Source organism: Alkalibacter mobilis, assembly GCF_015594845.1.
Lineage (GTDB): Bacteria > Bacillota > Clostridia > Eubacteriales > Alkalibacteraceae > Alkalibacter > Alkalibacter mobilis.
In genome coordinates, this window is record NZ_JADNRK010000023.1 from 18,819 (window position 1) to 32,634 (window position 13,816).

Genomic DNA, 13,816 nt, shown 5'->3' on the forward strand with positions numbered 1-13,816 from the left:
TTTATTTGATATTATCAGCTACGTTTATTCCGCTTTCCAAACGTTGACTTCTTCATTTACAAGGAATATGCTTCCGTCAGCTCTTTGAACAAGTCCTTGAACCTTTGGTGATACTCCCCAAGTTACATTTTCATTTGAGTAGAAGATTCCAGGTCTGTCGGCGATGATTTCCTTGACAGCCTGACTGTAAAGCTCGGCTCTTTCATCTTGATCCGTTAGAACCAATGCCTCATCCAAGAGTCTGTCGACTTCAGGATTGTCGTATCCTTGACCGTTTCCAAGTGATCCGATAGCATCTGAGTGGAATATCTTATTCAAGAAGAAGAATGGATCAGGATACCATGTCCAAGACATTGCAAATATCTCTGCATTTCCCTTGGATGCGATTTCGCTGAATGTTCCCCACTCTGATGTCATTATCTCAACATCCACGTTCAAGTTTGTCTTCCAATACTGCTGAACGATAGTAGCCATTTTTACACGAGCCGGAGTGTTTGAAATATAAAGTTTTGTGCTGAATCCATCAGCGTAACCTGCTTCTGCCAGCAATTCCTTTGCTCCTTCTGGATCATAAGTAGGTACATCAGCTTCGATTGAAGCATCGTATCCCCAAGAACCCGGAGGCAACGGTAATTTTGCAGGCTGTGCCTCGTCATACTGATAAACTCCCTTGACCAACTCTTCAGTATCTATGGCTCTTATCAAGGCTTCTCTTACTTTGATATCCTTTGTTGGGCCGGTCATTTGATTGAAGTATATGTATGCAAAATGCAGACCCGGAGTTTCAAGAAGTTCTACTGCTGAATCGTCTCTTATTATCTTTACAGCTTCACCTGTAAGTTTTTCTGAAAAGTCGATCTCGCCAGTACGAAGGGCATTTGCATTTTGACTCATATCAGTTATTACTTTAAATACCACGCTGTCCAAGTGAGGCTTTTGTGCCCAATATTTGTCGTTTCGTACCAAAACAGCTTCTTCATCCAATTTGAATTCTTCCAACATAAACGGTCCGGAACCTACAAGGTGGTTTCCAAAATCTTCTCCCCAACCTTCAACTTCTTCTTTAGGAACGATTATGTTTCCTGAGTTGGTAAGTGCTGTCAAGAAAACTGCACTTGGCTCTGGCAAGTGAACAATGACTTCAAAATCATTTACTACTTCAACGTAGTCGATCATGTCAAGTCTGTTCATGGCAGAAAGCTGATTGGATCTTTCCAACGAGTATTTAACGTCTTCCGCAACTACTTGTCTTCCGTCCTGATATTCGCCCGGATGGAAATATGCGTTTTCTCTCAATTTAAAAGTGTACGCCTTTGCATCATCGCTAACTGTCCAAGACTCTGCTATTGCAGGAACTATCTTTGACAAGTCCATGCTGTAAGCAACCAAAGTATCTCCCACGTTTTGTATTATCTGAGACTCGTAAGTTCCAGTATACTTTACAGGATCTAGATTCTTTGGTGATGCTGATAGTGCAATGGTCAATGTTCCACCGTCTTGTGGCTCGCCTACGACTACATCTCCACCATCGTCCGGTGTTTGTCCGTCATCATTTCCGTTTCCGTTGTCATTTCCGGAACATCCAGTCAATAACAACCCGAACACCAAGAATATGCTGACAAACAACATAATTCTTCTTTTCATGCTGATTCCCCCTTTATAAATATACTTGTTTATCTTTTTATGATATGTCAGCCATCATCAAATGTCAATTGCTTATAAGCAAATTTGGGTGTGAATTTAATTTCAGTATCCGTTTAATAATTATGCGCAAAACCATCAAGAGATATCAAATGATGTCCCGTTTCCAAACCTGCTTTCCTTCTATGAAAGTTGATTCTATCACGCTTTTATATTTAAAGGGTTTGCCGGACAAAACTACAAAATCTGCATCCTTTCCCCTCTCCAGGGAACCTACTCTTTCCTCAATTCCTATAGCCTTTGCAGGATTCAAGGTCATTGCCCTCAACGTTTCATCAAATGGAAATCCGTACTTGTGAGCTACTGCTCCATAAGTCAAAAAGTATCTGCAATTTAAAAATGGATGGTCTGTTATCAAACACACATTTACGCCTTTTTCGGCAAGCAATGCGGGATTTGCATCCGTAAAATTCGCCGTTTCCACCTTGGTAGATGGAGAAAGCCCCGGCCCGACCATGGCGGTTATTTTTTTACTGCCCAGATGATCTCCTATCAGATGACCGTCTGTGCAATGTTCAATGCTGTAGTCCAGTCCGAATTCTTCGCATATCCTTACAGCTGTAAGGATATCATCATGACGATGTGCGTGGATCCTAAACGGAATTTTTCTTTCAAGTGCCATCCATCCGGATTCCAGGTTTAGATCCAAATCAAATATTTCTCCTTTTTGATTCGCTAAATTCTTTTTTTTACCGTATTCCTTCGCCTGCTCAAAATAGTCTCTTATCATCGATGCCACTCCCATCCTGGATATGGGCGTGTGACCAAACCCCTTGCCATGAGTCCTTTTAGGGTTTTCACCCATGGCTCCTTTTAATCCCGTGGGATCCTTTATTATCATATCATCGATGACCTTTCCCCAGGTTTTACATGCAAATCCCAATCCGCCTATTGGATTTCCGGATCCGGGCAGAATCTGTACGGTAGTTATCCCACCTTCCCTGGCACCCTCAAAGCTAACTTGCATGGGGTTGACTCCGTCAATGGCTCTTACCTCACCAGTTATGGGTCTGAGATATTCATTCCCATCGTAGGAGTCCCTGCCTTCTCCGTCTCCCCACATCCCCACATGTGTGTGCGCATCGATAAGTCCTGGTATGATGACCTTGTCGGATATATCAAGGACTTCGCAGTTTTCACTTACTGTCAGATCAACTCCAATGTCTTCTATCTTGCCCCTGTCATCTACAAGCATCATTCCATTATTTATCGGATCCCCTGAGACAGTATATATAATATCTGCTTTTACCATCAACATCAGTTTATCCCCCTATCGTAGACTACTTCGCCCTCTATCAATGTCATGTCCACAAAAGAGGTGAATTCTAATGGATGTCCCGACCAAACTACCAAGTCTCCATCCTTGCCTATTTCCAAACTTCCGACTCTCTCAGCTACACCCATATGTTTTGCAGCTGCCAAGGTTACAGATTCAAAAGCTTTCTCATCGCTTACTCCCCATTGGGTGGCAATGCTTGCAGTAAGCATAAGGTTCCTTCCGTCTACGACCGGATGATCCGTGGTAAGGCAAAATGAAACACCTTCCCTTTCGAAGACCACTGCTGTTTTAAAGTCCCTGTTGCGGTTTTCCACTTTTGAGCCGTATTGAAGACAAGGTCCAACGCAACAATGAACATTTTCCGATTTGATAAGTTCAAGTATCATGTGCCCTTCTGTAACATGTTCTAAACGGTAGCTTACGTCGAATTCTTTACATATTCTGATCGCCGTTGCAATGTCGTCCTGTCTGTGACAATGGATAATCAAAGGTATCTCTTTTTTTATGACGGGCAGCAGTGCTACGCTTAAAGGATCACGTTTCACATCGTTTTTTAATTCAAGCTTGTTTAGATACTGCCGGGCTTTCAGCAAAGATTCCCTCAACATGGATGCATTGGCCATTCTGGAAATCGGAGATCGCTTTTCACCGTAGTGCTTCTTTGGATTTTCACCCAGGGCAACCTTCATTCCAACTGGATCTTTGATGATTGCTTCGTCCACTACTACATCTTTACACTTTAACGCCAGACCGGTGCCACCAAGTATGTTGGTGCTTCCGGGTAGTATCCCTACGCTGGTTATTCCGGATTTTCTGAAAGATTCAAAAGCGGGATCTTTCATATTTATCCCGTCCCTGACACTGCAAAAGGGAGTAAGGGGATCTGCGCTTTCATTTCCGTCGGAGCCTTCCCATCCAGTACCGCTCTCGTGGATTCCCACATGCGTGTGAGCATCGATCAGTCCCGGGGTCACATATCGACCCTTGGCATCGTACACTTTACTTTCCTTTGGCACAATTATATCTGCGCCCAGGTCAATTATCTTGCCGTTATTAATTACGACTTTTCCATTTTCAATATTACCCTGAGATATGGTGATCAAGTTTGCATTGATTATAGTCAGCATTAAATGTCCTCCTGTTCAGATTACACTATTCCGATATTTTCTATCTAAAACCTGCATTATTTAGCGCTTGATAATTATGGGATCCAATCCGTATCAAATCCATTAAACGCAGCTGAATTATACATAGCAACAATTTTTTCATTACGATAACCACTAAGATCTGTCTCGATAGCTTGATTGTGTGATTTTTCAATTATTAGATGATTTCTTTTTATTAGATCATTTTTAAAATTAACTCCTGCCAATTTATTTCTCTTTTTGTTGTTACATTCACTGCAACTCAACACAAAATTCCAAAGTTTGTCATCTTTAACAAATGACCAAGGAATAAAATGGTCTACCTCAACATTCCGATCTCTAAGTTGCTTATTGCAATAGAAACATCTGTCTTGTTTGACATAATTATAAAGATATTCACGATAAATTGACAAATTCGTTCTTTTAGCTGAACAATCTAATTTTTCAGCTATTGCCAGTGCATGTTCATTTGGATTAACCTTTTCAAGAAATTTTATCCACTCGAAGTAATTTAGCTTTTCTATGATTTGTTTGTATTTGACAAACATTTGATAGACGCTTGGATTAAACTTAAGTTTTTTTTCTTTTTTACTGAAACTGTAAAAACTAGATTTACTGTCTTCAAAAAAGGCACCTATAACATATTTACTGCACTCTGTCCCAATTTTTTTATCAATTCCAATTGCAATGTATTATTCAATCCTTCAAAACTAAAATCGCCCTCAAAATTATATCGATTAATAAATGAGTCAATAATGATTTCAACTCGACTCCTTTTCATATTTGAATTTGACTGAATTTGAGAAAGTTTATGTTTGGCAACTAAATTCCAGTAAACTTCGGTAAATTTCATAAATATTTTATCAAAGTCAAGAATCAACTCTTCATTTACATTGAAAATATTGTCTAAAAGACTTTTTAAAAAGCAATATTTATAAGAAGTTGTTTTATGGCTTTTAGACGATAAAATACTATTAAGCGTTGTCCAAATTTCGTCTTCGGTTAAATAATCTTTTTGATAATAACCTTGAGATAAATTCCAACCTGCCATTCATTCCCTCCTTAGCCCTTTAGAAATTTCGATTAATGACTTTTCCACAATATCAAATCGCACAATTCTTAATTATCATAACTGAATTTAATGCAAAAAATTAAATATACTCTTTCCAAATCAACAATTGCTTAACTCTAATTCTATATGATTACTCTAAAAACTTAAAGTTTTAATAATTTAAAGATTGTGTGACTTTGGATTATGTGAATTCTTTTTCAAATGAAAGCTCCATAGCAAATATCCCTTTGTCATCGTGAATGCCTTAGTTCAAGAAAACATCGATTGCGCTAAAAGGGCTTAATCATAGAAATCGATGCATGCGATGATGGCCATCGTGAAATCTTGGGTTTTCGTGTTGCTGATTCTGAGTCCGAAACCAGTTAGGCAAGGTCTTTAAATCCTTTAAACAGCAAGGTCTCGATGATGTTTACCTACTGTTTAAGACAACCACTGGGGTCTTGACAATTCAATTAAGAAGCATTTTTGAGGAGCATCCTAGTAACGATATCAGACTCATCTCTCACTGAACGTTTTGGATGCCCCAAACGTCTGCAAGAAGTTTCACTGATTCGTCTGATTATTGCCATGCTCATGAAACAAGATGAAAAATGAACCATAGGCAAAAGTACCTCGACATGGAGAGGTACTACGAAAACCAAACCGTAATTTCACAGCCGTAGGAATTTACACGCTTTTATGGAAATAACGCTGAAGTTGAACGGGGTATTATACACTTTTACGTCGTGCATGACCACTCGGACATTTCTGCCCTGACTGCGAGAAGTCAGTTCTCTGAGCTTTGCTTTTTCTTTCTTCAAGTAATCTCTATGAGCGCAAATGAAATATCCCTTCTTGCCCTTTCCCAATGCAAAGCCCAGAAACTTAAAATTTCGGATCGCAATCACGCCTGCCACCTTGCTCTTTTGTGCATTAACCTTGAGCTTGAGTTTTCCTTCAAGATATTTCCCTGCGGATTCGAGCAAGCGTTCTACTGTTGATTTCCTGAGTAGTTATTGGACATCAGTGTGTTATGCAACCTTATCCATCAATCTCGCCTGATGTGATTTCTGTTCGTCAGACCAGAGATTTGCCTACACCTTCCTTCAGATCCCACCTCATGATGGACACCCTTGGTGTTCAGCTATGTCTTTCCCACTACCAGGGAAGACTAGGGAATTTAACCCTTTAGATTGCGCCCATGCTGGGCACACCATAAATACGACGCATTCTTATTAGATATAGAATGCGTCGTATTTTATCATCTTATTTTCTCAGCCAATAAGTTATATAGATCATCTTTTGTGTTTTGACTTCGGATTTTTTCTAGAGTTTCATTTGATTTAATAATTTTTATCAGGCTATTTATCAACTTAATATCATTCCCCCTGACTATAGGCACAAATATAATATCTACTTTTCTTCCTTCTTGATCCCATACTATTTCTTTTTTAAGCTTAATTACCATTAAAACTGTATCATTTACATATACAGGCATCCCATGGGGTATGGCAACTCCACCTTTTGCAAAAGTAGTGTTCATATCTTCACGTTGTTGCAGCGACTTCAAATATTCTTTTTGAACATAACCTTTATTATAAAGCATAGAATAAGCATCTTCTAAAAGCTTATCTTTTGAGTCATATTTTTTGTTTAATAAGATAAAGTCTTTATTTAGAGCTTTCTTTTTCCCATCTATATTCCCTTTGTTTATCATCAATTCAAAATACTTGCTGCCAATCAATTCCTCACTATATTGTATGTATGCAACTCCTTCAACTTCAGGGTTGATAGTTCCTACAATAGCAATAATATTAAACCTCGATTTAAGATTTTGAATCTCCTCTTTCATATCCTGAGACATCATTCCCATAGATATTACCTGTACTTTGCTGTAAACCTCTTGAATCTTTTGTTTTATCTTTCCAGCCATGCCATGTCCCGTGAGGCAAGCAGCGACAATTATCGAGGTCTTATCCAAGTCATGTCCATATTCCGGCTCTGCCAACGCATATCTTGAGTTGATTATATTAAAATAAATGATATCTAAGGTTTCTTCCGACAAATATGCTTTTCTAACTGCATCGATTAAAGTTACAATGTCCACCTTGTCTATCGTTCTTGTCTTTATCCCTGTTCTTTTTGTGACAATATCGCCTATATTTACGAGTGATCCCATGTCCGAAAAAAATAAAATTCCGTTTCCATTGTCAATTATTTTAGACATCTCAATTGTTTTTTCAAATATTTTTGATGGATTTTCGCTTAAAGGCATATCTATAGCAATTGGAAAATCAACATTCATCAATTTATTGACTACCGCAATCATCTCGCTTGCAACTCTGCCATGTGATAATACAATTACTCCTATCCTATCATCCTTGACTTCATTATGCTTCATAGCTTTTAGATACATCGCAATAAAGCCAACCTCGTCATCAGGAATACCAAGAGAATATTCCACTTCTAATAGCTCTGCCAATTTTCTTGCTGATTCGTATTCAACTTGATATTGGGACTTAATCTTGTTTAAATTAGGATTTATAATACTATGCTTATACCTAATCCTTTGTAAGGCTTCATGAATATGAATGCACAAGTGATTTAAAATATTTTTGTTTACTGTGTCAAAATTCTCCTGATTCTTCAAATAATAAATAAATTCTTCAATTATATTTAAAAGTTTTCGATCCACAAAACTTTCGATTTTTTCATCATTTAATATAGAACCTTCCGTAGACCCAGTTTCGATTTTATTAAATGCATTCAAAACGTATGTCCACAATATATTCTTAGTTTCTTCTGAGCCTATGTCAAGTTTTTTTATTTCAAAGTATTTGTCTTCTATCTGGTGGTATATGTCCCTAGAATAATCATATCCTCCACTACTTCCTTTGTTGATTATTTCTTTTCGGCTATTTCTGTTTGGCAAGAACACTGCATTATTAACTAAGCTTTTAATTTTTAAAATCCTTCTGTCATCAAAGTTCAGGCTTTCGCTAAATATATTGTTGTAAAGTATTTCATTTAATCCAATGTGAATCTCTTCAGATTTAAGATTCAAATTTTCAACGTAAGCATTTGCGCAAGTCACTTTGACTTCACTTTTCAGCTGACCAATATTCCCATGATATTTTTTTAGCAAAAAAGCTTCCAAAACCTTGGAGTCTACAAATATCTTAAGCCCTGTCCTATTGCATTCCTCTTGAAAAAAATGGTACACAAGCTCAAGCTTTTCTTCTATACTTCGGCTTTCAAGTGCCGGTATATCTATAATCATATTAATTCTTCTCCGAAAACTTACAAGCAACGAAGACTCTATATTCTCCGTTGTTGCACATATAAATATTACTTTAGCGCTTCTTTCATTATAAGTTTCTCCAAGCCTTCTGTATTTCCCTTTGTCTAGAAGCGTAAATAAAATCTCTTGCCCTTCAGGGGGCAATCTATGGACTTCATCAAGAAACAGAACCCCATTATCTGCTTTTTCGACCAACCCGGGTGCATCAGACTCTGCTCCGGTAAAAGAGCCTTTTTTGTATCCGTATAATATAGACAAAAGTAGTTGCGGATTGTCTGCATAATCTGCACAATTCAAAGTAATATACGGCGCATCATCTGCTATTACATTATTATTTAAAGCAAAATCATACATACAATCTGCAAACAAGGTCTTTCCTGTTCCACTTTCACCTACTATCAAAGTTGATAATCCAAACGGAGGATAAAGTATTGAAGCTTTGGCATGCTTGATACTCTTAACAAGACTTTTGTCAAAACCAATAAGTTTGCTGAATGTATTTTCCCTACCAACAGCCTCAAAATCTAAAGAATATTTTTCAAGATGAACAGGTAAATTTTCTATCAGCTCTTCTGCATATGACACCGTGATAAGTGGATCAAATTTCTTAAGCTCAATAAAAATATCATCGCTTGAGATTTCTTGGTTTTTAGAAACAATATCTACCACTAATTTCGCCAACGCTTCTTTTTTACGTTCTCTAGAGTTTGGTATGCCCATTTTTTTGCGCATATTAGTTACTGTTTCTCTTAATACATCTAGTCTTTCTGCTATTTCCTTATCGGTTAGAGGATTTAACTCATCTTCGTTTTTAATTATATCCTGTATTCTCTCTTCATTGCCAGTTTCCAACTCAGTACCTCCGCAAGTTCTATATCATATTATTAGATCCTACCAACCTTATATTCTCGATTAGTTTTTCTTTGTAACCATTATATAATATATCATTGGCCTCAACAATTCTAATTGATTTCTTGCTCTTAACGCACTCTATCAATTTGTCCGATGCTGCTAAATCCAAATCAGTAAATAAGTTGATCTTATTTATACCAAATTCGACACATCTTTTTATATTTTTATCCCCCGTACCCGATGAACCGTGAAGCACTAAGGGAACGAGTATTTCTCTTTTAATTGCTTTTAGTAAATCAAAATCAATTTTCGGATCCCCAGTATAAACGCCATGTGACGTTCCTATCGCTACCGCCAAGCAGTCAACCTGCGTTTCTTTTACAAAAGACACCGCTTCGTCAACTTTCGTTAGTCCACTGTCTCTTGTATCTGCATAGTCCTTACCCTGTCCAACATGTCCAAGCTCTGCCTCTACTGTCACTCCTACTGCATGAGCTATCTTGACTATTTCCTTAACTTCTTTCACATTTTCTTTATAAGGCATTTTTGACCTGTCAACCATTACAGAGCTGTATCCTGCTTTAATTGCTTTTATAACTTGGTCAAAACTATCACTATGGTCTAAATGAATCGCCACTGGTGTTTTCGACTCTTTTGCAAATTTTCTTGCCACATAACCAAACTCTTCGATGTCAGCCATAACAGGATACAGTGCCAAAATTAAAGGCGATTTTTCTTGTTCAGCTGCAGATATCGCTGCTTTAATCGTATCTTCATTCCACGCATTTGGTGCCACGACTGCATAATTTCTTTTATTAGCCTCATCTAGAAGCTCTTTCATCGTTACAATCATAATATAGCCTCCGGTCTATAGTTTTATTTTTTTATGTTCAGGCATGTTCTTAATGATTTTTCTTGAAAAAACGGAAGCATATATTCTCTTAATATATCAGCCGATCCTTTGGAAACATCATATCGCTGTCCTGCTATATGGGGCGTGAGTATTACATTGTCGAGTTTTAAAAGTTCACTGTCCAGCTCAAGTGGCTCTTTCCAAAATACATCTAATGCAGCTCCTGCAATTTTCTTTGTCTTCAACGCATTTATAAGTGCAATCTCGTCGATTATCTCTCCTCTTGCGACATTTATAAAATATGCTGAAGGCTTCATCATTTCAAACATTTTATCATCTATCAAATTTTTATTGCTCTCCACAGGAGGTATATGCAGTGTTATAAAGTCGCTTGACGATATCAATTCTTCGAGGCTCAAGCATCTTCCGTATTCTTCAACTTTTTCTTTCGCTAGAAAAGGATCGTAAATTTGCACATCAAATCCTATTCCTTTTGCTTTTTCCGCAACCTTCTTTCCTATTTTGCCAAGTCCCACAACACCAAATTTTTTTCCTTTTATTACAGGACCTCTAAATGAGTAAAACTCCTCCCATACAGGTTCTTCTCTATTTATATCTTTATACCACCTGCCTTGCCTGACATATGAATCTGCTTTTAAAATATTCCTTGCAAGCGCTAGCGCAAATGTTATAGTTATGTCCGAAACCGGTTCAACGGATCTTCCTGGAGCATTGAATATGTATATGCCCTTTTTAGTAGCGTAGTCCATATTGATATTTACTGCATCTGATCTACAGCATCCGATTGCTATCAAGTCTTTTCCTGCATCGATTACCTGTTTTGTAATTGGCGCCGTATGGGTTATCAATACGTTGACGCCATCTATCCTATCAATTATTTCTTCAGGAGTACCGCAATATTCATTTACAGTATCATCTCCAATGTCATCTTTTTTGTCCCTGCTCATAGGTTTATCCATGACTATTGTATGGGCAACGGTCTCATACTCATATCCTTTCAAAACATCTTTCATTGCACTTTCAAGATGTTCAGTGCTTACCCAGTCATCTCCAACTATAAGAACTTTTAATTTATTTGGCATATTCATAATATTATCCTCCAATTTTAATTTGCAATTGGCCGTATATTCTTCATATAAAACATACGACCATCAATTTTTTATTTAAATTAAGATGTTCCCTACAAAGATCTTCTTTGCTTCTTCTTCGTCTTTCACATTATACAATATTTCTACATTACTCTTTTGTTTACAAAAATCAGCTATATTCCTAAGGTAATTAATCTGATTGTCTTCTCCTTTTAGAGCCATGAAAAATACAACGCCCACGTCTACCTTGTTGCTTTTGTTGCTCATGTCAGCAAATTCCACAGGTCTGTCCAATATTGCCATTACAATTGCTGGGTGATTAACATTTACTGCGTCAGAATGTGGTATAGCTATACCGATTGATTCTGTTTGCAGACCGGTGGGAAACAACTCTTCCCTATCCAACGTTGCTTGATAGTATTGTTCGTTTATGTATCCTTTAGACTTAAGATGATCAGATATTCTTTTGATTACTTCTTCTTTTGTGCTTAATTTTTTTAACAGAAGAACGTCATGAAATACTTTTTCGCTAGCGTCGCTCATTTAATCCTCTCCTATTATTCATTAATTAAAATCCAAAAATCATCTGCATTATTTTGTACACAAGGACCAACCCAGGAGTCCCTGCTGCGTCCCATGCTGATACCATTCCGCCGGAAGCATTATATCCGAGAGAAACCGCCAAATCCGTCATCGGTCCAGCCATAATGGTTGCACCCCAGCAGAAGAAACAAATAATTATTGATAATGTTATTATATTGTGAAATATATTGCCTTCTGTTATAGCATTTACTGCAGCGCTTTCCCATAATACGATAATTAAGCTGATTGAGGCTATCATTTGATTGCCCGGCAATGCCAAAGATATTAACAAAGCAATTGGATACATTATCAGTGTAGTTGGTATAACAGCACTGTGTCCAATTACAGTGGAACAGTCCAGCGCAATTCTTATATCATCTCTTTTTAATTTTCCTGAAAGTATCTTTCTAGCTGACTTAATTATCGGAAACCATCCTTCAACTAATATTGCACACATTCTTGGCATCAAAAGAAACGCAGCTGCCATTTTTACGCCTAGAAGGAGAGATCCCATAATGCCAATTTGGCTGAATAGTCCTATGGCAATACCTAGAATTGTTCCCATTACCGTCGTTTCCCCAAATATTCCGAATCTTTCCTCAACCACAGAGGCTTGTATGTTAATATCCTTTATTCCCGGAATCCTTCTTAAAACCCATACGATAGGCATGGCCATTACTGCTTGGAATGAAAAGTGCGTACCGTGAGGCCAAGATCCACCTGGAGGAAAATTGTTTATTTTTTCGATATAAGGCGCTGCTATGTCAGCTGCTTTGACGTCTATAATATGGAAGACGACAACTGCTAACGTTGCTATCCAAATATTGCCTGTAGCAACTCCAACCATTCCGCCTAATAGCATCCCTCTCCAAGTATTAAAAACATCAACATACAGTGTCTGGGTAAATCTTATCGAAACCAAAAATACATTTATTATCAAGAATACGAATACTCCAAAATAACCATAAGGGTTACCAAAAGCATATCCAACTGTTCCCCATCCTATATCTACAATAGACTTATCCAGTCCGTATAAGTTTACTATGTTGCTTATAGGTTCTATCATTGCGCCTTGTATTATGTCTACTACAACAAATATACCTTGAAGGCCTATTGAAACTTTTAATGCACTTGTGATGCCTTTTTTTATTCCGACTTTCGCTAATATAGATACAATCAATATAATCCCTACTATCGTGACAGTAGAGTCAAATCCAAAGAATGATGATAATCCACTTGTTATTGAATCGATAAAACTCATTTATATCCCCCTCAACAAATTTAATAATTCATCTTTTAACTTAATCCTAAGGTTAACCTTCACACCAATACGGTGCCTATTGATTTTTCTTCAGTATGTCTACAATGTTGTCCAGAGCTTCTTTAGCCGCATTATCATCCAACATTATCCCCAGAGCCCTAACTTGAGGAATTCCGTAATCCTTTTGTAGCTCTACTGTAGTAGCAAGAAGGTCTGCTCCGACAACTGCTTCTTCTAGGTCATTTACTTTGCTGATTTGAACTTTTACGTTTTTAAAACCTTCTGCCTTTAACCTATCTTCAATCTCCTCCCTTAAATAATTCGATGTACATATGCCTGCACCACAGCAACATACGATTTTAGTTGCATCTCTCATTTAATTCACCTCCAATTTTTTTTGATGTACAATTTTCACATCTTGCCTATTAATAATGCAATATTCATGCCAATTCAAAGTAATCTAACAAAACCCTTATGCATCAAAGGACGTAATGTATTTCGTATTAGAATGTAATCATTCCAATCTTAAAATTAATTAATGTAATTACATAATATGATAAAGTCTATATAATGGTGTAAATTCAAAAATTAAAAAAATTGAGCCAAAAGGGTTCAACCTCGGATAAAATAGAGTTGTCGAAAAACCATCAACCCGAGGAGGAAACCCAAATGACTCAGATTA

The 13,816-nt window shown here is 37.3% G+C and carries 12 protein-coding genes; all 12 read right to left on the reverse strand.

Features of this window, described 5'->3' with window-relative positions; translation table 11 throughout:
- Positions 1-24: 24 nt before the first annotated feature.
- The 12 genes from IWB18_RS10035 to IWB18_RS10090 all read right to left on the reverse strand — a co-directional run bounded on the left by IWB18_RS10035 (position 25) and on the right by IWB18_RS10090 (position 13,510).
- Positions 25-1,644: an ABC transporter substrate-binding protein gene (locus IWB18_RS10035; protein WP_195683486.1), complete on the reverse strand. Its 1,620-nt coding sequence runs from the start codon at positions 1,642-1,644 to the stop codon at positions 25-27.
- Between the two features lie 145 nt (positions 1,645-1,789).
- Positions 1,790-2,959 (reverse strand): amidohydrolase, encoded by a 1,170-nt coding sequence (locus IWB18_RS10040; protein WP_195683487.1) that lies wholly within the window; start codon positions 2,957-2,959, stop codon positions 1,790-1,792.
- Positions 2,959-4,107 (reverse strand): amidohydrolase, encoded by a 1,149-nt coding sequence (locus tag IWB18_RS10045; RefSeq protein WP_195683488.1) that lies wholly within the window; start codon positions 4,105-4,107, stop codon positions 2,959-2,961. Before IWB18_RS10045 ends, IWB18_RS10040 begins: the two co-directional genes overlap by 1 nt.
- Before the next feature lie 74 nt (positions 4,108-4,181).
- Complete coding sequence (locus IWB18_RS10050; protein ID WP_195683489.1) at positions 4,182-4,673, reverse strand: HNH endonuclease domain-containing protein; 492 nt, start codon at positions 4,671-4,673, stop codon at positions 4,182-4,184.
- An 86-nt stretch (positions 4,674-4,759) separates the two neighbouring features.
- Positions 4,760-5,176: a hypothetical protein gene (locus tag IWB18_RS10055; RefSeq protein WP_195683490.1), complete on the reverse strand. Its 417-nt coding sequence runs from the start codon at positions 5,174-5,176 to the stop codon at positions 4,760-4,762.
- 671 nt (positions 5,177-5,847) lie between these two features.
- The gene (locus IWB18_RS10060; RefSeq protein ID WP_195683491.1) at positions 5,848-6,162 is read right to left on the reverse strand and encodes an RNA-dependent RNA polymerase family protein; all 315 of its coding nucleotides are present in this window, start codon (positions 6,160-6,162) and stop codon (positions 5,848-5,850) included.
- A 275-nt stretch (positions 6,163-6,437) separates the two neighbouring features.
- Positions 6,438-9,329 carry a sigma 54-interacting transcriptional regulator gene (locus IWB18_RS10065; protein ID WP_195683492.1) on the reverse strand — a complete coding sequence of 964 codons (2,892 nt, stop codon included), beginning with the start codon at positions 9,327-9,329 and terminating at the stop codon, positions 6,438-6,440.
- Between the two features lie 19 nt (positions 9,330-9,348).
- Complete coding sequence (locus IWB18_RS10070; protein WP_195683493.1) at positions 9,349-10,182, reverse strand: class II fructose-bisphosphate aldolase; 834 nt, start codon at positions 10,180-10,182, stop codon at positions 9,349-9,351.
- A 23-nt stretch (positions 10,183-10,205) separates the two neighbouring features.
- On the reverse strand, positions 10,206-11,291 hold the full coding sequence (locus tag IWB18_RS10075; RefSeq protein WP_195683494.1) for an NAD(P)-dependent oxidoreductase: 1,086 nt from the start codon (positions 11,289-11,291) through the stop codon (positions 10,206-10,208).
- 75 nt (positions 11,292-11,366) lie between these two features.
- Positions 11,367-11,834: a PTS sugar transporter subunit IIA gene (locus IWB18_RS10080; RefSeq protein WP_195683495.1), complete on the reverse strand. Its 468-nt coding sequence runs from the start codon at positions 11,832-11,834 to the stop codon at positions 11,367-11,369.
- A gap of 25 nt (positions 11,835-11,859) precedes the next feature.
- Entirely contained in the window at positions 11,860-13,134 is a 1,275-nt protein-coding gene (locus IWB18_RS10085; RefSeq protein WP_195683496.1) for a PTS transporter subunit IIC, read from the reverse strand.
- Between the two features lie 76 nt (positions 13,135-13,210).
- Positions 13,211-13,510: a PTS sugar transporter subunit IIB gene (locus IWB18_RS10090; RefSeq protein ID WP_195683497.1), complete on the reverse strand. Its 300-nt coding sequence runs from the start codon at positions 13,508-13,510 to the stop codon at positions 13,211-13,213.
- Positions 13,511-13,816: the final 306 nt, after the last annotated feature.

Bases quoted from the DNA above. Each gene is read 5' to 3' on its own strand.
- IWB18_RS10070 (WP_195683493.1), bottom strand. From the start codon at position 10,182: ATGATTGTAACGATGAAAGAGCTTCTAGATGAGGCTAATAAAAGAAAT.
- IWB18_RS10075 (WP_195683494.1), bottom strand. From the start codon at position 11,291: ATGAATATGCCAAATAAATTAAAAGTTCTTATAGTTGGAGATGACTGG.
- IWB18_RS10085 (WP_195683496.1), bottom strand. From the start codon at position 13,134: ATGAGTTTTATCGATTCAATAACAAGTGGATTATCATCATTCTTTGGA.
- IWB18_RS10045 (WP_195683488.1), bottom strand. From the start codon at position 4,107: ATGCTGACTATAATCAATGCAAACTTGATCACCATATCTCAGGGTAAT.
- IWB18_RS10055 (WP_195683490.1), bottom strand. From the start codon at position 5,176: ATGGCAGGTTGGAATTTATCTCAAGGTTATTATCAAAAAGATTATTTA.
- IWB18_RS10090 (WP_195683497.1), bottom strand. From the start codon at position 13,510: ATGAGAGATGCAACTAAAATCGTATGTTGCTGTGGTGCAGGCATATGT.
- IWB18_RS10050 (WP_195683489.1), bottom strand. From the start codon at position 4,673: ATGTTTGTCAAATACAAACAAATCATAGAAAAGCTAAATTACTTCGAG.
- IWB18_RS10035 (WP_195683486.1), bottom strand. From the start codon at position 1,644: ATGAAAAGAAGAATTATGTTGTTTGTCAGCATATTCTTGGTGTTCGGG.
- IWB18_RS10080 (WP_195683495.1), bottom strand. From the start codon at position 11,834: ATGAGCGACGCTAGCGAAAAAGTATTTCATGACGTTCTTCTGTTAAAA.
- IWB18_RS10040 (WP_195683487.1), bottom strand. From the start codon at position 2,959: ATGTTGATGGTAAAAGCAGATATTATATATACTGTCTCAGGGGATCCG.